The following is a 20,107-nucleotide window of genomic DNA, read 5'->3' as shown; positions in this document are numbered from 1 at the left end:
ACCACTGGACCAGCCTGCGATCTGCGTTCGCGGAGGGTCTCAGGGAGGGAAGCGTGGGCCATGGCAGCCCTCCAATGGGCGAGTCGGAGCCTTACCGTCCCTGACCCTGCGTCATCATTCCCGGTTGCATCTGGCCGGACGGCATCATGCGCGCCATCGCGTTCATGCCCATATGTGGCGCCAGGAGTTCGTCGGCGGTTTTCTTCTGTTCGTCGGAAAGGGTGCCGACGAGGTTTGTCAGCGCCGACTTCATCGCGCGGGTGCCTTCCAGGCGCGCAGCCAGCCACTTCTCCTGCAGCGCAAGACGATCGACCAAGCCTTGCTGCCCAGCCCCCGTCTGCGGCATCATCGAGGCGCGCACCTCGCCAAGGCTCTTTGCGTTGGTGCGGAGTGCGTCGGCGAAGGCATTCCAGGCGGCGTCCTGCGCATCGGTGATCTTGAGCTCGGTCTTCAGGAAAGCAATCCGTCCCTCGACCCGGTCGATGGTGGCCAACCCGCTCATGCCAGCGCAGCCCCCTTCAGCGCCCGATTGCCCCATCATCCCCATCATGTTCCCCATGGGCATGTTGCCGCCCATCATGCCCCTGCCACCCATCATGCCTTGTCCCATCATTCCGGGCTGGCCGGCAGGCGACTGAGGTTGTGCGGCGGCGGGCGCCCCCTTCTGGTCAGGATGGTGCGCTTCGTGATCGGCGGCCGATTGCGCCCAGGACGTTGTGCTCGCCGTTGCAAGCAGCAATGCGACAGGCAGTGCCAGACGTTTCATGGAACCCTCCCGCTGATCAGTTGATTGGTCGCAATGAGTGCCGATTTTTACCGGCTACCGATTGATGCAAGTCAATCTTAGAAGCGATCCCAGCTCTAAATTGCTTCCTGCGCGGTTTCTTATCGTCAGCGATCCGTTCGCTGATGTGGATTTTTTCACAGCGCAAACGAGCTTCGTCTGGGATCTTCACGCAAGACCGCGACCCGACATTTGTCGTCCAAGTTTCACAATGGAGAAGCCAATATGACCCTTCCCAAAATTCTTGCCGCTGCCGCGGCCCTGTCGCTCATTGCGTTGCCAGCGATGGCGCAGACCGGATCATCCGACACCGAAAAGAACGGCCATCACTATCAGGGAGGGCCGAAGACCGAAGTCCCCCACCATATGGGCAAGAAGGAGACGGTCGGCGTCTCCACCAAGACCCAGGGCACCGGCGGTCACCACTACCGCGGCGGACCCGCGACGTCGACGCCGCACCACATGGGCGACAAGGAGCGGTGAGCTTCGAGGTTGAGTAGGTGCGACGCCCCTGCGGGTCGCCGCACCCAATCAGCCGATATTGATTCCGACTGACACCAAGTCAGGCGCGAGCTATTTTTGAGCCTACGCCATCAGATGTCAGCAAATGTCGAAATCATCCAAAAGACGACCCGCACAACACGAAAGCGGAAAGATCTATCGCGCCGTGCTGCACGACCTACAGGTCGAGCTCATCAAGGTGCAGCGGCACGTCGCGCACCTCCCACTCGCCGCGCCTCACCTCCAGCAATGGATTATAGGCGGCTGACTTCGCGTTGGTCGGATCGAACAGCAAGACCCGGCCGTGTTGGGCTCGGAAGCCCGAGGTCAGGGTCCAGTTCTCGCCCTTGATGTCGTGAACGATGCAGCTGCCCGGCCAGGTCAGCAGCGTTGGCACCACCAGACCGACGCCTTTACCGGACCTGGTCGGCGCGAAGCACGGCACATGTTCCGGTCCATCATGACGCAGGTAATTTTGCTCGAAACGCCCGAGCACGACACCATCAGGGCCGGTAAGGCCGGCAGCCCGAATCTCCTGATGCGTCGCCCAGCGAGCTGAACCGTAGGTCGCGGCAGTCTTGGCTTCGCGCGCCCGCCATGCCGACATGCCAACGGCAACCGTGATCGAGATGAATCCGCCAGACGACGCGATGTAAGCCCCCTCTACGAAGACCTGCGGCGCATACGCGTCATAGGCGTACCACCACCAGAAGAATGCTGGCGGGAAGTAGATGGGTACTCCCGAGATCAGCTCGAACCATGGTTGTCCAAGCTGAGGTTGGTAACCGAGCCTCCAAGCCACCCACATCGTGGCCGCCCACTTCGATCTCGCCGCCGGTCGCGTAGGTCGGAAGGCGCCGTCATCACGACAGCGCCGCAAGCTCCCTCACGCCAACAGGAGACTTGATTCGCCAACCGACCATGAATGCCCGCTCTGCGAGGCCGTTCCGAACGCGAGCGATCTGAGTCCGCTCTCTGACGAGCCGCGATCGCAGCAGGGGATCGTGAGTTCCCGATGCAATCGGGCATTTGTTGATTACCCAGCCGAATGGCTCAATGCGGGCGCGCCGCAAGTCCTCCTGAAGAGCAGCGGCCTCTGAAACCGGAGTCGTCTCCGGCAGCGTCACCAGGATCACCCTTGTGTAGGTGGGGTCTTGCAGCCTCATTAGCGGGGTGACGATACGCCCGGCTCCGCTTGGCGCAAGTTGGCTTGTCATCTGGCGATGATAGGCCCCGGTCGCATCCAGCAGGAGTAGCGTGTGGCCTGTGGGCGCCGTATCGAGCACGACGAAGTCGCTACGCGCCTCCGCAACAATGTGCGAGAAGGCATGGAAGACGGCGACTTCCTCGGTACATGGCGAAGCGAGGTCTTCGAGCAGCAGAGCTTTGCCTTGCTCGTCCAGATCACGACCCCGACTTGCCAGGATTTTCGCGACATACCGCTCCGTCTCGACCCGAGGGTCGATCCGGTCAACGGTGAGGCCAGGCATGGCGCCATCGACCACGAAAGCGACATGAGCTGCGGGATCGGTGGTGCTGAGGTGGACGGCATGACCCCGCTTGGCCAATCCCACGGCAATGGCGGCAGCAATCGTCGTCTTTCCGACGCCGCCCTTGCCCATGACCATGATGAGGCCGTGCTTATCCCGCGCGATGTCATCGACCAACCGGTCCAGGCCCGGCAGGTCAACCGGTTCCAGGTTCGGCATGCTCGCAGCAACTGAAGGCTGGCTGGAGGGCGACAGAAGCGCCCTCAGAGCCGTCAGACCCACGATGTCGAAACCAAGCAACGGGATTTCGTCTCGCGGAAGTTTCGTGAGCGACGCAGGCATTGCCGCTAGTGCCTCGTCCTGATCCCGCTCAAGGGCAGTCGCGACGACGTCAGTTCGATCCGCCGCGTGGAAGCGCCCGTTCACCACGAGGAGCTGGTTCGAGAGATTGAGCGCATCGAGTTCGCCCGATGTTCTGGCCGCCTCACGGATGGCCCCCTTGTCGGCGCGGGTGACGAGAACGATAGTGGTTCGCTCGGAATCGCCTAATGCCGCGAGCGCCTTGCGAAAGCGGTCCTCCTGCATCTTCAAGCCTGAATGCGGCCCGAGGCAGGAGGCTCCTCGGTCATTGTCCTTGAGAAAGCCGGTCCATGCCTTTGGCAGGCTGAGCAGCCGTAGAGTGTGGCCAGTCGGGGCCGTATCGAATATGATGTGATCGAATCCTGCCATATCGCCGTCCAGCAGTCCCACGAACTCGTCGAAGGCGGCTATTTCGGTGGTGCAAGCTCCGGAGAGCTGCTCGCGCACAGTCGACCGCTCACCGGCGGTGACTTCCGGTCCGAGCTGTTCGAGGACCCGGGTGCGATAGCTCTCGGCAGCAGCTTCGGGATCGATATTCATCGCCGAAAGTCCGGCCACGTTTGCCACCGGCGCTGGGCGATCAGTCAAAGTGACTTCGAGCATCTCGTCCAGGTTCGACGCCGGGTCGGTACTGACGAGAAGAACGCGTAGTCCACGGTCGGCGAGGCCAACAGCGGTGGCACATGCAAGCGACGTCTTACCGACACCACCCTTCCCGGTGAAAAACAGATACGGCGTCGGGGCGTTCAGCGCGCGAAAGTGAGACATAATAAGCTGTCCTGCAGACGCAGCAGTCATGCAATTGCCGTCAGTCCGATGGGTGCGACGAGCGTTGCGTTCAAAATGACCGCATCGTTGCATCGCTTTGCGATGGGATACCTGCGGAGATTCAATAGCAACGCCGCGAGCTCCTCTGTTGCGATGGATCAACGGATGGGAGTGACCAACGGGCTACGAGGCAACAACAAAATAGGTATCGATGGTGCGTTCTGGGCACGCCTGAGGCCGGCCCTCTGGCGCTTGAGCCGTCGGACACTGCGCCCCGCATCGCCTTCGACCGAGCGATCTAATGCGGTCGTTGTACCGGCTCATCTGGGCTCGATGACCTCGCCATCCTCCTTGACGAACCGCCCGAACGGGCCGTTAAGGAGATCGATGACCGCTTCCGACGGTCTGCACAACCGGACGCCCTTCGGCGTGACGACGATCGGGCGATTGATCAGGATCGGGTGCGCGATCATGAAATCCAGCAGTTCGTCGTCGGTCCACTTCGGATCGTCGAGGCCGAGTTCTTTGTAGGGCGTTCCCTTCTCGCGCAACAGGTCGCGAACCGGAATTCCCATGGTGGTGATGAGCTCCTGGAGCTTATCGCGCGACGGCGGCGTCTTGAGGTACTCGATGATCTCAGGCTCGATGCCGCTCTGCCGGATCATCGCGAGCGTGTTGCGGGACGTACCGCAATCTGGATTGTGGTAGATCGTAATGGTCATCTGTGAGCCTCCATCGCGGGCTTGGCCGCATTCGCTCCGGATTCATACCAGCCGCGAGTCGCCTTCACGATGCGGACCACCGACAGCATCACGGGCACTTCGACCAGCACGCCCACCACGGTCGCAAGCGCAGCTCCGGAGTCGAGTCCGAACAGGCTGATGGCAGCAGCAACCGCGAGCTCGAAAAAGTTGCTGGCGCCGATCAGCGCCGCAGGTGCAGCGACACACCAGGCGACGCCGAAGCGCCGGCTCAGCCAGTAGGCGAGACCGGCGTTGAGATAGACCTGGATCAGAATCGGCACGGCGAGGATCGCAATCACGACCGGCTGCTTGACGATCTGCTCACCCTGGAAACCGAACAGCAGAACTAGCGTCGCCAGCAGAGCAACAAGCGACAATGGCTGCAGCCTCCGCATGGTCCGCTCGAAGGCACCACCGCCAGCGGCGAGAAGGGACGTCCTCCAGGCCTGCGCTACGACGACCGGCACAACGATGTACAGGACGACCGAGAGCAGAAGCGTCGCCCAGGGAACGCTGATGGAGGCTACACCGAGCAGAAGCCCCACCAGCGGCGCGAACAGGAAGACCATGATCACGTCATTCAATGCGACCTGGCTGAGCGTGTAGTGAGGCTCTCCTTCGCACAGGTTCGACCAGACGAACACCATCGCGGTGCAAGGAGCGGCTGCGAGCAGGATCAGACCCGCGATGTAGGATGGGATCTGCGCGGACGGCAGCATCGGCGCGAACACGTTGCCGATGAAGAAGGAGCCGAGAAGCGCCATCGAGAACGGTTTGACGGCCCAATTGATGAACAGGGTAACCCCCACGCCGCGCCAGTGCTCTCGGACCTGGCTCAAAGCACCGAAGTCGATCTTCAGCAGCATCGGCACGATCATCAGCCAGATCAGGACTGCCACCGGCAAATTGACCTTGGCCACTTCCGCGGCTGCAACCACTCCGAAGAAGCTAGGCATGAAGTGGCCGAGCACGACGCCGGCGACGATGCAGAGGGCAACCCAAAGTGTGAGGTAACGTTCGAAGATGCTCATGTGTCAGGCCACGTCGTTGCGGGATGAACTCGCGCCTTCCGACCGGCCGATCTCGCGCAACTTGGTGCCGAGCGACAGTTTGTCGATGCTGCGCAGAGGAAGATTGGTGAAGGTACCGATGCGATTCTTCAGGTACCGGAAGGCGGTCACGAATGCCGCCTCCTTCTGGAGATCAGTACCTTCAACTGCGGCGGGATCCTCGATGCCCCAGTGAGCGGTCATCGGCTGTCCAGGCCACACCGGACAGGTCTCACCGGCGGCGTTGTCGCAGACGGTGAAGACGAAATCCATGACGGGTGCATCGGGGGCGGCGAACTCGAGCCAGCTCTTCGAGCGCAAGCCGTCGGTCGGATAGTCCAGGCTTTGGAGAGTGCGTAGCGCCAGCGGGTTGACCGCGCCCTTCGGCGTGCTGCCTGCCGAGAACGCCCGGAAGCGGCCGCCGGCATCCTTTCGCAGGATCGATTCCGCCATGATTGAACGGGCGGAGTTGCCGGTGCAGAGGAAGAGAACGTTGTAGAGGTGATCAGACACGGCTTCGCTCCCTTTTCTTTTTCGGAGGACAGCAAGGCGCAAGGCTTTCAATCAATGGTGCGCAGACTTCCGGCCGGCCGCCGCAGCAGTCCTGCAGCAGAAACAGCGCCACCTTCTGGAATTCGGCAAGATTCGCGCGATAGATGATCGACCGGCTGTGTCGCTCCGAGGTGACGAGGTCCGCCCTTGAAAGGATCGAAAGGTGCGCCGAGAGCGTGTTCTGGGGGACTTCCAGGGCGCGAGCAAGCTCTCCGGCCGACAGACCCTCCGGCTCATGACTTGCCAGAATACGAAATGCGTTCAGCCGAGTGGGCTGAGCGAGCGCGGCGAGCGCCAAGACCGCTTCTTCATTATCCATATTTCTAGACTTATGGATATTACAGTACTCTGTCAACCACAGAGTGGCGCTGAGCTCCCGCAGGTCCTTGAGACGCGCGCCGGTGAGCTGTTGCTTGAGCTATCTCAATACCTCACCGTCACATGCCTGTCATATTCGTTGCCGCGCCAGACGCCATTCGATACTCTCTAAGAAAAAAGGGGCGACGATGCTCTAGGAGGGATCGCCATGGGTTTGCGTCAAAGGCAGGCCCCTGCATCACATGCGAATAGAACGCGAGTCACGAGGCGCGCAGTCCTATCCGGACTAGCGGCGAGTACGATTGCTCTTAAGGGCAGACGCGCCGTAGCGGCTGATCCGCGGCCGGTGCAGATTGGGCTCACGCCCGTGCTTCTGACTTCCGACCTGGAGCTATTGGCGACACTTCGCTCTTATCTTGAGCGCATTTGGAGCAGGGAAGTCCAGATCCTCACGCGCCGAACTTACCAGGAAATCACGCTTCTTCTGGTGAACGGACAAATCGATGCGGCCTGGATCTGCGGCTATCCCTACGTTCAGTTCCGCGAGCAGCTCGAACTTGTCGCGGTCCCGGTGTGGAATGGCCGGCCGCTGTACCAGTCCTACGTGATCGTCGATGCCCGCCGTAAGGCCGAGTCCTTTCCCGATCTGAAAGGCGACACGCACGCGTTCTCCGATCCCGACAGCAATTCCGGCTTCCTCGTCACTCGCGCCCTTCTGACCGATATGCACACCAAGCCGGAGGATTTCTTCAGGCATCACTTCTTCACCTATGGTCATCGCAACGTCGTCCGCGCAGTCGCCTCCGGGCTGGCGGATAGCGGATCCGTCGATGGCTACGTGTGGGAAGTCCTCAGCATCGTAGAGCCCGATTTGACGGCTCCAACTCGCGTGTTGCGACAATCGGAATGGCTAGGATTTCCGCCGGTGGCGTGCGGAAAGAACCGCCCGAGCGGGCTTTCGGTCGATGACCTGGCCGCCGCATTCGTCGGGATGTCCTCCGATCCAGAAGCCCGTCGGGTGCTGCAGATGCTGCATCTCGACGGTTTCACGAGAAGCGATCCATCCCTGTTCGACACAATTGCGGCGAAGATGAACTATGTTCGGAGCCTCGGATGAGCGCTCGCTTCGACCTGAGATCGAATCTGCCGGTCGTGATCAAGGTCCCTGCGCTTGTGGCGCTGCTCATGATCGCCATCGGGGTGGTGCTCACAGATCAGGTGCTCAAGAGGCTCGCCGAAACCCAGGATCGGCATTTCCGGGAATTGACCGCCGCCTACCTGGACGGGCTTTCGTCGTCGGTGATGCCTGGGGTGATCCGTGGGGACGCCTGGGAGACGTTCGACAATCTCGACCGCGCTCGTTCACTGTACCGCGGCTTGACAATTCTCGAGACGGTGGTGGCGGAACCCGACGGCATCGTCCTGGCTTCCTTCGATCCCCGTACCGTGCCGGCCTTTGCACCCGTGCCGAAGTCGATCGTCGATCGGTTTGCGGACGCAAACGATAGCTGGCTTGACGAGCAGGCCGAGCGTGCCGGCGTCCGCCGCGTGCTGCTCGATCAGGGGCGTCGCATCGGGGTGATCTACACGCAATTCGACGTCGGCGCTCGATTCAAGGAGCGGCGGGACGTGCTCTGGACGTTGGTCGCGACCAATATCGCCATCACTATGCTGGTCGCGGCGGTCGGCTTCATCGCAGTGCGCAGAATGCTGCGACCGGTGCAGCTCTTGACCACGCATTTCAGGCGGGGGCAGTCCGGCGAACTGCTGTGCATCGCAGATGAGGATGTCGGACCGCCCAGTTCGGAGTTCGGTCGCCTATTCAGACACTACAACATGATGGTGCGATCATGGAACGAGCGTGAGGCGCTGGCTGCTCGCGTCGCCGAAGAGCAACGCCTCACTAGCCTCGGCCGTCTTGCCTCCGGGATGGCCCACGAAATCAACAATCCCCTGGGAGGCATGTTCAACGCGATCGAGACGCTTCGGCGACATGGCCATCAGCTCGGGGTTCGGGAGCGTGCACTCTCTCTTCTCGAGCGGGGGCTCGCGGGCATCCGCGACGTCGTGAGGTCCGCATTGGTGACCCACCGTGTCGACACCGCGATGCGTCCGCTCAAGCCAAGCGACATCGAGGACCTGCGTCTTCTGATCGGTCCCGAGCTCGATCGCAGAAACCTTTCGCTGTCGTGGGCGAACGAGCTTCCCGGCGAGATTCCCGTCAGAGCGAATGCCGTCCGTCAGGCCGCGCTTAATCTGCTGCTCAACGCGTGCCAAGCAAGCGCGCCCGCCGGCCGTATCGCATTCGAAGCGGGGCTGGTGGACGGCAGCCTAGTCCTGACAGTGAGCGACGAAGGCGCCGGACTCGACCAGGATAGGGTCAGCTACCTCGAAAGCCGTGAAGCGGATGCCGCGCCACGGCCCGGAGAGCCCGGCCTTGGCCTTTGGATCATTCGGCGTCTCGTTCTGGAAGTCGGCGGCTCCATCCGAGTCGAGCATCCGGCCGGCGGCGGAACGGCGATCTCCATAGCGATACCCGATGGCTCGGGGAAGGAGCAGCGCAATGTTGCCTGAGGCAGTGTCCATCGCTGTGATCGAAGACGATCCGATCATGGGAGAATCCCTCAACCAGTACCTGGAGCTGGAAGGCTGCAAGGTCGAGTGGTGGCGCAGCGGCCAGGAAGCTCTCGCGGGCCTGAGGCGAGGTGCCCCCGATCTTGTCATCTGCGACATCCGTTTGCCGGACATGTCGGGTGAGGACATCTTCCGGAAAGTGAGCGGCGAAAGTGCCGCCCCGCCGTTTCTGTTCATGACCGCATACGGCCAGATTGACCATGCGGTGGCTCTCATCAGGGCCGGCGCGGGCGACTACGTGACCAAGCCATTCGAACTCGACGATCTGATATCGCGCGCCCGCGCTCTGATCGGCCGTAGGCCGGCGGTTCCGGACGGCGTATTGGGACTGTCGCAGCAGATGCGCCGCATCGAGGAACTGCTCGCCCGCATGGCCGGCCGTAATACGCCTGTGCTGTTCACCGGCGAGACCGGCTCTGGCAAGGAGGTCTGCGCACGCCACCTCCACAACATTTCGGATGCCGCTTCCCGGCCATTCGTGGCAGTCAACTGCGCCGCCATCCCGGACAATCTGCTCGAGAGCGAGGTCTTCGGACACGAGAAAGGCGCTTTCACGGGCGCCAACAGCAGGCACCTCGGGTATGCGGAGCGCGCTCAATCCGGGACCCTCTTTCTCGACGAGGTCGCGGAGCTACCACTGCAACTTCAGGCAAAGCTGCTTCGGCTGCTCGACGAACGCCGCTTCTACCGCCTGGGCGGCGAAGCCATCGTCCCGTTCCGGGCGCGCGTCGTTTGTGCCACCAACCGGGATCTCGCGGCGGAAGTCGCTGCGGGGCGATTTCGCGAAGACCTGTACTACCGCATCAACGTCGTCGCGGTCGCGATTCCGCCGCTTCGCGAGCGGCCCGAAGACATTCAGCTTCTCATGCATCGCTTCTTCACCGAACTTGCCAGCGCAAATCCGGACCTGCGCGGACTGAGTAGCGGCGCCGAAAGTGCCGCTCTGGCTCACCCCTGGCCCGGCAACGTGCGCGAGCTGCGGAATCGGCTCGACAGGGCGGTCGCGTTGGCGACGGGCCCATGGCTTATGCCGGTCGATCTGTTTCCCGAGACGATGCGCAGCGCGAGCCAGCCGTCCGGAAGATCGCTCGCCGAGGCGCGTGACGCCGCGGAACAACAGGAGATCGAGCGCGCGCTCAAGGATACGGGCGGGCAGATCGCCGAAGCGGCGAAGCTGCTCGGTGTCTCGCGAACCACGCTGTGGGATCGCATGCGCCGTTTCGGCATCAACGCGGTCTGACACGTTCAGTATTCTGAACATCTCGCTTTGTGAACGTTCGGATAATTGGACGGCTTGCTGCAGCGCGTCCTAGAGACTTCAAGAACTTAGACCGTTCGCGCTTCTGGCCCGGGAATTGAAGTCCAGAGATGAACGGATCAGCCCAATGATCCGCGCATCACCCGGGAGAAGCCCTCATGAAAAAGTGCGATCTGATGGTCGACGCCGGCAGGCGCCGATTTCTAAGCGGCGCAACGGTGGCCGCCGCCGGCGCCGTGGCCGCGAGCGCGATGTCGACGCCCGCTCAGGCTGCCCCGTCCCAAGCCCGCGTCGCATATCCATCGAGCCGCCTGGCCAACGTGTCTCAGCTCAAAACGAATGAGCCCATGGACGTGGCGTATCCGGATGCGGACGCGCCGGGCGTGCTGATCAAGCTCGGCACCCGCGTCGAGGGCGGAATTGGTCCCGACGGCGATATCGTTGGGTTCTCGACCGTGTGCCCGCACAAGGGCTTCCCTCTGAGCTACTCGAAGGAGGATAGGTCGCTGAGCTGCCCCGGTCACTATGGACGCTACGACGTCGAAAAGGGAGGACAGCAGATCTGGGGTCACGCCACCCAGAACCTCGCGCAATACCAGCTCCGGATCGACGGCAAGGGCGACATCTACGCCGACGGTGTGGACGAGCTCCTGTACGGCCGGCTTTCCAACGTTCTGTGAGGGAGGGACAACATGACCTATAAGCGCCAGACCGACCGCCTCCCGATCATCCCGGCGGATGCCAAGGAGCACAACGTCACCTGCCACTACTGTATCGTCGGATGCGGCTACAAAGCCTACACCTGGGCGATCAACAAGCAGGGTGGCTTCGATCCGAAGTCCAACAAATTCGGCGTCGACCTGTCCAAGCAGCAGGGCGCGGAGACCGCGGCCTGGTATTCGCCGTCCATGTACAACATCGTCAAGCAGGACGGTAAGGACGTTCACCTCGTCATCAAGCCGGACACGGACTGTGTCGTGAACTCCGGTCTCGGTTCGATCCGCGGCGCGCGGATGGCCGAGAACCACACCTCCCAGCAACGGAACACCCAGCTGCAGCGTCTGACGGATCCGATGGTCTGGCGCTATGGCTCGATGCAGCCGACGAGCTGGGATGACGCGCTCGATCTGGTGGCACGCGTCACGGCAGCGGTCATCAACGAGCAGGGCGAAGACGGCCTCTTCGTGTCGATGTTCGATCACGGCGGATCGGCCGGAGGATACGAGAACACCTGGGGTACCGGAAAGCTCTACTTCGGCGCCATGAAGATCAAGAACGTCCGCATTCACAATCGGCCCGCCTACAATTCCGAGGTGCATGCGACGCGCGACATGGGCGTCGGCGAGCTCAACAATTGCTACGAGGACGCCGAGCTTGCGGACACGATCGTGGCGATCGGCACCAATCCGCTCGAGACCCAGACCAACTACTTCCTCAACCATTGGATACCGAACCTGCGCGGCACCACGATGGACAAGAGGAAGAAGGAATTCCCCGGCGAACCCGTCGAGGCCAGCCGGATCATCATCATCGATCCACGCCGCACCGCGACTACGGCTGCCTGCGAAGCCGAGGGCGGGAAGGATCGTGTCCTCCACCTCGCGCTTGAGCCTGGCACGGACCTCGTGCTGTTCAACGCGCTTCTGACCTACGTGGCCGACAAGGGGTGGATCGACAAGGAGTTCATCGCGGCAAGCACGTTGCCCTCGGGTCAGGCCGCCGGTCTGATATCGCGGCCCGGCGGCACGCCGGCCGATCAACCGTTGACCGATTTCGCGTCGGCCTTGGCTGCGAGCCGCACGTCGATCGAGGACGCGGCGAAGATCACCGGGCTCCGCGGAGAGGACATCGTCAAGGCAGCCCAGTGGATCGCGGAGCCGAAGGCCGGCGGCAAGCGCCGGCGGACGATGTTCGGATACGAGAAGGGCATCATCTGGGGCAACGACAACTACCGCACCAACGGCGCCATCGTGAACCTCGCGCTCGCGACCGGCAACGTCGGCCGGCCGGGCGGCGGAGTCGTGCGCCTGGGCGGCCACCAGGAAGGCTACTCGCGTCCATCCGACGCCCATGTCGGGCGGCCGGCCGCCTACGTCGACAAGCTCCTCATCGAGGGGCGCGGCGGCATCCATCACATCTGGGCCTGCGACCACTACAAGACGACGCTCAACGCGTTCAAGTTCAAGCAGGTGTACAAGCGCCGGACGGACATGGTGAAGGACGCCATGAACACCGTGCCCTGGGGCGACCGCAAGGCCATGGTCGACGCCATCATGGTCGCGATCCGGCAGGGCGGCCTGTTCTCGGTCGACGTCGACATCGTGCCGACCCAGATCGGACAAGCCTCCCACGTCTGGTTGCCTGCAGCCATCTCCGGCGAGATGAACCTGACATCCATGAACGGCGAACGACGAATGCGGCTGACCGAGCGCTACATGGATCCGCCCGGCAACGCGATGCCGGACTGCCTCATCGCCGCCCGGTTTGCGAACACGATGGAGCGCGTGCTGCGCGAGCAGGGCAATGCCTCCTACGCCGATCAGTTCAAAGGGTTCGATTGGAAGACGGAGGAAGACGCCTTCAACGACGGCTACCGCAAGCACGAGAAAGGCGGCGAGAACGTCACGTATGCACGCCTCCGCGCGATGGGCACGAACGGCTTCCAGGAGCCATCTGTCGGCTTCGCCGACAACAAGATCCAGGGAACCAAGCGACTGTACACGGACGGAAAGTTCTCGACCAAGGACGGCAAGGCATTCTTCATGGCCGCGCCCTGGCGCGGGCTTCAGGCCGCGGGCAAGGCCGAGCAGAAGGCCAAGTACAAGTTCCTGGTCAACAACGGACGGACCAACCTCGTTTGGCAGAATGCGTTCATGGATGCCCAGAACGACTTCGTCATGGACCGGACGCCGTACCCCTTCATCGAGATGAACCCGAACGACATGAAGGAGCTCGGCCTGGGCGAAGGCGATCTGGTCGAGGTCTATAATGATGCCGGTTCGACCCAAGCGATGGTCCAGCCAACGCCGTCGGCGAAGCCAAAGCAAACGTTTATGCTCTTTGGGTTCCCGACCGGCGTGCAGGGCAACGTCGTCAACGCCGGAGTGAACGAGCTCATCATTCCCAACTACAAGCAGACGTGGGCGGACATCCGCAAGATCGCTTCGGCTCCCGAGACGACGAAACGGCTATCGTTCAAGTCGCCCCACTACAAGGCGTAGAGAACCGGGACCGGGCGGCGGGAGCCGCCCGGCCCCGATTCAAGTGTGTTGATCTCGGTCATGTCGCTGCCGGTCAGCCGAGGTCAACATGGTGCCGGGCTCGGCAAAATGCCGGATGCTCGACCTGTTGGACCTTCGCACCGGGGAGCGGGCGAGGATCACCCAGGATCGCGGAAGCGAGTCCCGCGGCTGCAAGCTGGACGAACAGGCCCTGCTCTCGATGGCGCATTGCATAGAATCCGCGATCAGGGATGCAGTGGATCTCGTCGTCATCAGTCGGTTTGGCAGAGCCGAGGCCGCAGGACATGGGCTGCTCGCTTCCTGCGCGGACGTCGTCTGCGCGGGAACCCCGCTCCTGACAGCGGTGCGGGAGCCCTACGTGGAACGCTGGCGCCAGTTTCACGGCGGCTTGGGAGCTGAGCTCCCCTGTTCGGCCGAGGCCGTTCTTGCCTGGTTCGACGCGATCCATCGCACTCCACAACACCGGGAGCAGAGCGTGCACGCTGAACCCGCCGGATAGAGGTGCAATCGATGCCGCCCCGCTAAACCTGCGCCGGCTCTAGGTCTTGAAAGGCGAGAGGGCTATAATCGGCGGCCCGGAACACCCGGCAGACCGCCATGTCGCGTACTCCATCGCTGTACGACCCGATTAACGAATACAAGCCCTTCGCGCCAGGAATCGGGGTCGTCGACGGGCCATTCGAGTACCTGACGATGGCTGGCGTGACGCTGCCACTGCCGTTTTCGACGCGCATGACCGTCGTGCAGCTTCAGAATGGTGAACTATTCCTCCATTCACCCATCGCGCTCGATCTCGAACTCGCGCGCCACCTACGATCGATCGGTTCGATCAGCCATCTCGTATCACCAAACCAATTTCACTATGCTCACATCGGGGAGTGGTCGCGAGCATTCCCCGATGCCACTACGTGGGGGTCTCCGGGCGCACGCCGACGCGCACGGGCGCGAGGAATTGACGTGCGGTTTGATGATGAGCTTACGTCGACGCCGCCGCTGGCGTGGGGAGGTGAAATCGACCAAACTGCCATCCCAGGAGGCATTTTCGGAGAAATCGTCTTCTTTCACAAGGCGTCCAGAACGCTCATTCTCACCGATACGATCATCAACCTTGAGCTGGACAAGATTAGCGAGCCCTGGCGCTCGGCTGCGCGCCTCACGGGAATGTACCATCCCAATGGCCAGATCTTTTTCGGAATGCGCTTGCCACTCTTGTTGCACCGAAGAAGAGCCCGAGCCGCAATTGACAGAGTCTTGTCTTGGGACCCCGAGCGCATAATCGTAAGTCACGGGCGGTGCTTCGAGGCGAATGGCCGTCAAGTTCTCGATCGCTTCTTCGCCTGGTATGCCTGAGAGAACCAGAGCACGCGTTATTTCGACATTTCTAGAAATACCGTTGACTCTTCCTGCGCGCCGGCGCATATTTGCCACATGAAGATCGAAGACGTCGCAGCGCGACTGGAAGCGCTTGGAAACCGGACCAGGCTCCAGATCTATCGGGCCCTCGTGAGAGCCGGCAGGGCCGGTCTGCCGGTTGGCCGGCTCCAGGAAAAGCTCAAGATTCCTGCGTCCACGCTGTCGCATCACATCAAGACGCTGGTCTCCGTCGGCCTGATCACGCAGGTCCGCGAATCCACCACGCTCGTTTGCCACGCCAACTACGAGATCATGCGCGGGTTGGTCGACTTCATGGCGGCCGAGTGCTGCGCCGACGAAGTGGAGTGCCGGAGCAAGAAGTCGGCGGCTTGATTTCTGGTCGATCAATATTCGATAATTCTAGAAGGATAGGAGACGATCATGACGGAGAAGAAGAAGGTGGCGATCGTGGGGGCAGGCCCCGTCGGTCTCGCCGCGGCTGCGCACGTTCTCGAGCGCGGAATGGAGCCGATCGTGCTCGAGGCCGGACCCGAAGCGGCACATGCCGTTCGCCAGTGGCAGCATGTCCAGCTCTTTTCGCCCTGGGAGTACAACGTGGACAAAGCCGCGCAGCGTCTGCTCGCGCCGACCGGATGGAACTCTCCGGACCCTCAATCCTACCCCACCGGCGGCGAGCTCATCGACCGCTACCTGGAGCCGTTGGCGACGAAAACCGCGCTCCGCGAGTCGATACGCACCTCGAGCCGCGTGACCGCGATCAGCCGGGTCGGATTCGACAAAGCCAAGACCAAGGGTCGCGAGGGCGCTCCTTTCGAGATCCGCTATCAGAACGGCAAGGGGACCGAGGTGCTGCGGGCTGATGCTGTCATCGACGTGTCTGGCACCTGGTTCTCTCCCAATCCCGCGGGCGCAAACGGTCTGCCCGCCCTCGGAGAACGGGAGTACGGGGGCAAGATCGCCTACGGCATGCCGGACGTCCGCGGCGCCGAGCGAGCCAGATACGCTGGGAAGGCGGTCGCCGTCCTCGGCGCCGGCCATTCGGCCGTCGGTACACTCATCGACCTCGCCCACCTCGCCGAAAAGGCACCTGGCACTGAGCCGGTCTGGCTCTTGCGCGGCGCCGACCCTGCGAAGGCGTTCGGCGGCGGCCGCAACGACAAGCTCGCGGCACGCGGCGAGCTAGGCGCCGCCTTCGCCGCGCTCGTCGCCTCCGGCAAGGTCCGGGTCGAAGCCGAATTCGGCGTCACGCATATCTCGGAGGTTGAAGGCCGGCTACGGATCGCGACCGGCGCGTGCTGCGGGGCGCGCAGCGTGGTCGCCGATGAACTGATCGTCTCGACGGGCTTCCGTCCCGACCTGTCGTTCCTGTCCGAACTGCGCCTAAAACTCGATCCGGCCATCGAGGCGCCCGTCGCTCTCGCTCCCCTCATCGATCCGAACGAGCATAGCTGCGGAACGGTACGCCCCCATGGTGCGCGCGAACTCGCACACGACGAGCCCGGTTTCTACGTGGCCGGCATGAAGTCCTACGGCCGCGCCCCTACCTTCCTCATGATGACCGGCTACGAGCAGGTCCGCTCGATCGCGGCCGACCTTGCGGGCGACAGGGCCGCCGCGGCGAGGGTCGAGCTCGTGCTGCCGGAGACCGGTGTCTGCACGCGTGGAAGCGTCGCGGCGGCCACGCTCGCGACGGCCTGCTGCGGCGGCCCTCCCAAGGAGGATGCATCGGCCTGTTGCGGCGCCGACGAGGCGGCCAAGAAGACGGGAGCTTCGGGCTGCGGGTGCTCATGAATCGAATTCCTGCGGGCCAGGCTGCAGGTCCGGTCGCGGTCGTCGTTGCACTCGGCACCACGCAAACCATTGCGTGGGCCTCGAGCTATTACCTTCCGGCCATCCTCGCTGCGCCAATCGCGCGGGATTTGGGTCTTGCACCCACCCATGTCTTCGCGGCGCTCTCGGGCGCCCTCGTGATCGCGGGACTTCTGGGGCCACGGGTGGGGCATGCCATCGACACGTTCGGAGGCCGAGGCCTGCTCGCGGCCTCGAACCTTGTTCTGTCGGGCGGCTTGTTCGTGCTCTCGATCGCAGAGGGGCCAGCACTCCTGGTCGTATCCTGGGTGCTGCTCGGGATCGGCATGGGAATGGGCCTCTACGAGGCGGCGTTCGCAACGCTCGCGCGCATCTACGGCAGCAAGGCGCGACGCTCCATCACCGGCATCACCCTGATCGCCGGGTTTGCCAGCTCCGTCGGCTGGCCCTTGTCGACGTGGCTGGATGCCCAATACGGCTGGCGAGTGGCGTGCCAGGCTTGGGTGCTGATCCATTTGGTCCTGGCGCTTCCTCTCAATCTCTACTTGCCGCGTGCCGCGCCCCTACGACAGGAAGCCGGGACGGTGGATCATCCTCAACTCCCCTCGCGTGAAAGCGAAACGTTCGCGATCGTGGTGCTGGCCTACATGTTCGCCGCCGTCGGGTTCGTCAGCTCGGGGTTTTCGGCCATCCTGCCGACGATGCTGGTGTCCCTGGGTGCCTCACCGGCTGCCGCGTTGTTCGCAGGAACGTTGGTGGGGCCCGCCCAAGTTGGTGCCCGGCTTCTCGAAGCGGGTTGGCTCGGTCGCTTCCACCCGCTGCTCTCGGCGAGACTTGCTACACTGATGAATCCAATCGGCGTCATCACGCTGATCCTGGGAGGTCCTCTGTTCGCGTCTGCCTATGCGGTCCTGTACGGCGCTGGCAACGGGATCATCACCATCGCGCACGGCACGCTGCCGCTGGCTCTGTTCGGACCCGCCGGCTTCGGGAGACGCGTCGGCATGATTTCGCTTCCGGCACGGGCAACGGGAGCCGTCGCACCGCTCGCGATGGGGCTCATGGTGGAACATGTCGGTAGCGTCGCGCTGTGGGTCAGCGCTCTCGCATCGCTGTCTGCCTTCGTCGCGCTGTTGCTCCTGCAGCCTGGGCGAACCGCATGAATGCCCACAGAATCGAGGGGAGGCGAGCATCCGCAACTTGACCGGCCGGCCGCTGATCGCGGTGATGTGTCTCGGACAGGTGGGCAACCTGCTGCCGCACGTGACCCTTTCGGCAAATCTGGCTCAACACCTGATGCCGGCATGGGGGCTCAGTGCCGCCGAAGGCGGCTTGATGGCAAGCGGCTACGCCTTCGGCTACATGCTCGCGGTGCCCCTACTGACGACGCTGACGGACCGTATCGACGCGCGCTTGGTGCTCCTCTGCGGATCGGTCGTGAGCGGACTTGCGACCATCGCCTTCAGTTTGTTTGCGCAAGGATTCTGGTCGGGCACAATCATCTGGTCGATCGCCGGACTCGGCTTTGCGGGGGCGTACATGCCGGGCCTGAAGGCGCTCACCGACCGGCTCCCGGCAGGAAACAGTTCGCGTGCGGTCACGCTGTACACATCGAGCTTCTCGTTCGGGGTGGGTATCTCTTTTCTGGTGGCGCAGGTGACGGCGGACAAATGGGGCTGGCCTGCTGCGTTCGTGGTCACCGGAATCGGACCCATTGCAATGGTGATGGCGTGCGCGCTGATGGAAGCTCGCCGACCGGAGCCCAAGACAGGGCGTCTTTTGAACTTCAAGCCGGTGTTCGCCAACCGAGAGGCCCTCGGCTACATTTTCGGCTACGGCGCCCACTGTTTCGAACTCTACGGCATCCGTACCTGGCTGGTAGGTTTCTGGACGTTCGTGGTTGCGCACCAGGACGCGCCGTCATGGCTGTCGCCAGTCGTAGTGAGCTTCTTGTTTGCAATCATCTCGATGCCCGCCAGCATTTTGGGCAACGAAGCCGCGCTGAAGTTCGGGCGGCACCGTGCGATTATCTCGGTGATGATCACGTCCGCCTGCGTGGCGACCATCATCGCCTTCAATGCAACCGCCCCGGCCTGGGCGCTGGTGCTGCTGCTGCTGATCTACGGCGTAACGGTCCCTGCCGACTCTGGAGCGTTGACCGCGGGAATGAGCGCAGCGGCCGACCCCAATTATCGGGGAGCCACGTTGGCGCTGCACTCCACTGTGGGCTTCGGGTTGTCGGCCCTCGGAGCCTGGGGCACGGGCGTGGCCCTCGACGCGGCGGGAGGACCCCAGAGCGCCGGCGGGTGGTGGCTTGCCTTTATGATGCTGGCCGTCGGGATTCTCATGGGTCCGCTTGCGCTGCTCCTGTCCCGGGCGGCTCGACCGAAGAGGGACGTCCCTGCGCAATAGGGCGAAGCACCTCGAGCGCTCTGTGCTTCTAACGATTTTGATCACCTCCACCAGTGTGATCAGGGAGAGTTCCTTGTGCTCCGGTCTCGTATCTACATCGTCGCGTATGGTTATCGGACTATCGCCTTCCGGGTCTCTAATTCGAGCACGGCGCTCGCGCGCCTTTGTCGCGAGTCGGCTTTGACGCGCGGAGACATGAACCAGATCCAAGCCACGACCTGGAGCGCGAGATTGAGAGCAAAGGCTGTCCGATAAGCGATTTCGGGATAGTGTCCCGCTTGAGGTGTCCAATACTGAAGTACAACGCCGGTCGCGTATTGCACAACGAAGGCCGCGGCAATGTGGAACAGATTCAGCGCGCCGTTGGCCCTTCCGGGGAGCTGTTTCGGGAAATACTTGGCCAGAGTCGCGAAGCTCAGCACCGTAGCCGCGCCGACGGCCGCTACAACGGCCCACTGCAAACATGACGGCAAGGGCAAGCGCAGATCAATGCGAACTGAGTTGCAATAAAGACAGCCGCAACAAGCCCCAGGAGCACCTCCGGTCCAACACCGCGCCTTCGCAGCCGATCGGCAGCGCCCCCAAGAAGAATGGCACCCAGGCTGAGCGCGACCGCCATCGCAAACAACTGAAATACCACGCCGGCGCGATCGAGGCCCTCAACGTCCTTGAACCACTGCGCCGCCCAGAGCCCTTAAGAGCCCAGGCCGTTCCAATGCAGGATGCCGAGAGCGGCGCAACGCGCCAGAATCGCGGATCGGCATAGACCTCTTTCAAACCGGCTGCGACCGCGCCGCCCGGAACTGCAGTCCT

At 62.8% G+C, this 20,107-nt stretch carries 18 protein-coding genes and 1 pseudogene; 12 read left to right on the top strand and 7 right to left on the bottom strand.

Going from position 1 to position 20,107, the window contains the following annotated elements; genetic code table 11:
- Nucleotides 1-91: 91 nt before the first annotated feature.
- Nucleotides 92-766 carry a Spy/CpxP family protein refolding chaperone gene (locus tag QX132_RS09880; RefSeq protein WP_316160931.1) on the bottom strand — a complete coding sequence of 225 codons (675 nt, stop codon included), beginning with the start codon at nt 764-766 and terminating at the stop codon, nt 92-94.
- A 243-nt stretch (nt 767-1,009) separates the two neighbouring features.
- Here QX132_RS09880 and QX132_RS09875 point away from each other — a divergent pair, with 243 nt between their 5' ends.
- On the top strand, nt 1,010-1,267 hold the full coding sequence (locus QX132_RS09875; RefSeq protein ID WP_315736036.1) for a hypothetical protein: 258 nt from the start codon (nt 1,010-1,012) through the stop codon (nt 1,265-1,267).
- A 226-nt stretch (nt 1,268-1,493) separates the two neighbouring features.
- Here QX132_RS09875 and QX132_RS09870 read toward each other — a convergent pair.
- The 6 genes and pseudogenes from QX132_RS09870 to QX132_RS09845 form a co-directional block, all read right to left on the bottom strand.
- Nucleotides 1,494-2,105 (bottom strand): annotated as a pseudogene (locus QX132_RS09870) (type IV secretory system conjugative DNA transfer family protein); the annotation flags it as partial.
- A 43-nt stretch (nt 2,106-2,148) separates the two neighbouring features.
- The gene (gene arsA, locus QX132_RS09865) at nt 2,149-3,903 is read right to left on the bottom strand and encodes an arsenical pump-driving ATPase (protein WP_316160928.1); all 1,755 of its coding nucleotides are present in this window, start codon (nt 3,901-3,903) and stop codon (nt 2,149-2,151) included.
- Nucleotides 3,904-4,223: 320 nt separating this feature from the next.
- Complete coding sequence (arsC, locus tag QX132_RS09860; protein WP_315773560.1) at nt 4,224-4,625, bottom strand: arsenate reductase (glutaredoxin); 402 nt, start codon at nt 4,623-4,625, stop codon at nt 4,224-4,226.
- Nucleotides 4,622-5,677, bottom strand: a complete 1,056-nt coding sequence (gene arsB, locus QX132_RS09855) for an ACR3 family arsenite efflux transporter (protein WP_315736029.1) — start codon at nt 5,675-5,677, stop codon at nt 4,622-4,624. Before arsB ends, arsC begins: the two co-directional genes overlap by 4 nt.
- A gap of 3 nt (nt 5,678-5,680) precedes the next feature.
- Nucleotides 5,681-6,208, bottom strand: a complete 528-nt coding sequence (locus QX132_RS09850; RefSeq protein ID WP_315786165.1) for an arsenate reductase ArsC — start codon at nt 6,206-6,208, stop codon at nt 5,681-5,683.
- Nucleotides 6,201-6,566, bottom strand: a complete 366-nt coding sequence (locus tag QX132_RS09845) for a metalloregulator ArsR/SmtB family transcription factor (protein WP_315736027.1) — start codon at nt 6,564-6,566, stop codon at nt 6,201-6,203. The genes QX132_RS09850 and QX132_RS09845 overlap by 8 nt, the downstream gene beginning before the upstream one ends.
- A 366-nt stretch (nt 6,567-6,932) precedes the next feature.
- Here QX132_RS09845 and QX132_RS09840 point away from each other — a divergent pair, with 366 nt between their 5' ends.
- From QX132_RS09840 to QX132_RS09790, 11 genes are all read left to right on the top strand, one after another.
- A complete protein-coding gene (locus QX132_RS09840; protein ID WP_315797728.1) occupies nt 6,933-7,682 on the top strand; it encodes a PhnD/SsuA/transferrin family substrate-binding protein in 750 nt (249 codons plus the stop codon).
- Nucleotides 7,679-9,139 carry a HAMP domain-containing sensor histidine kinase gene (locus QX132_RS09835; protein ID WP_316160925.1) on the top strand — a complete coding sequence of 487 codons (1,461 nt, stop codon included), beginning with the start codon at nt 7,679-7,681 and terminating at the stop codon, nt 9,137-9,139. The genes QX132_RS09840 and QX132_RS09835 overlap by 4 nt, the downstream gene beginning before the upstream one ends.
- Nucleotides 9,129-10,439 (top strand): sigma-54 dependent transcriptional regulator, encoded by a 1,311-nt coding sequence (locus QX132_RS09830; protein WP_316160923.1) that lies wholly within the window; start codon nt 9,129-9,131, stop codon nt 10,437-10,439. Before QX132_RS09835 ends, QX132_RS09830 begins: the two co-directional genes overlap by 11 nt.
- Before the next feature lie 176 nt (nt 10,440-10,615).
- Nucleotides 10,616-11,137, top strand: a complete 522-nt coding sequence (locus QX132_RS09825) for an arsenate reductase (azurin) small subunit (protein WP_315736019.1) — start codon at nt 10,616-10,618, stop codon at nt 11,135-11,137.
- Between the two features lie 12 nt (nt 11,138-11,149).
- Entirely contained in the window at nt 11,150-13,678 is a 2,529-nt protein-coding gene (locus QX132_RS09820; protein WP_316160922.1) for an arsenate reductase (azurin) large subunit, read from the top strand.
- A gap of 88 nt (nt 13,679-13,766) precedes the next feature.
- Nucleotides 13,767-14,198 carry a DUF2478 domain-containing protein gene (locus QX132_RS09815; protein WP_316160921.1) on the top strand — a complete coding sequence of 144 codons (432 nt, stop codon included), beginning with the start codon at nt 13,767-13,769 and terminating at the stop codon, nt 14,196-14,198.
- Between the two features lie 98 nt (nt 14,199-14,296).
- Complete coding sequence (locus QX132_RS09810; RefSeq protein ID WP_316160920.1) at nt 14,297-15,049, top strand: DUF4336 domain-containing protein; 753 nt, start codon at nt 14,297-14,299, stop codon at nt 15,047-15,049.
- Nucleotides 15,050-15,127: 78 nt separating this feature from the next.
- A complete protein-coding gene (locus QX132_RS09805; protein ID WP_315797732.1) occupies nt 15,128-15,445 on the top strand; it encodes a metalloregulator ArsR/SmtB family transcription factor in 318 nt (105 codons plus the stop codon).
- Between the two features lie 48 nt (nt 15,446-15,493).
- A complete protein-coding gene (locus QX132_RS09800) occupies nt 15,494-16,864 on the top strand; it encodes an NAD(P)-binding domain-containing protein (RefSeq protein ID WP_316160918.1) in 1,371 nt (456 codons plus the stop codon).
- Nucleotides 16,861-18,045, top strand: a complete 1,185-nt coding sequence (locus tag QX132_RS09795) for an MFS transporter (RefSeq protein ID WP_316160916.1) — start codon at nt 16,861-16,863, stop codon at nt 18,043-18,045. The genes QX132_RS09800 and QX132_RS09795 overlap by 4 nt, the downstream gene beginning before the upstream one ends.
- Nucleotides 18,046-18,109: 64 nt before the next feature.
- On the top strand, nt 18,110-19,294 hold the full coding sequence (locus QX132_RS09790) for an MFS transporter (RefSeq protein ID WP_316161096.1): 1,185 nt from the start codon (nt 18,110-18,112) through the stop codon (nt 19,292-19,294).
- Nucleotides 19,295-20,107: the final 813 nt, after the last annotated feature.

The organism is Bradyrhizobium sp. SZCCHNRI20481, assembly GCF_032485055.1.
In the GTDB taxonomy this organism is placed as follows: Bacteria; Pseudomonadota; Alphaproteobacteria; order Rhizobiales; family Xanthobacteraceae; genus Bradyrhizobium.
This window is presented reverse-complemented; position numbering and strand designations above follow the sequence as displayed.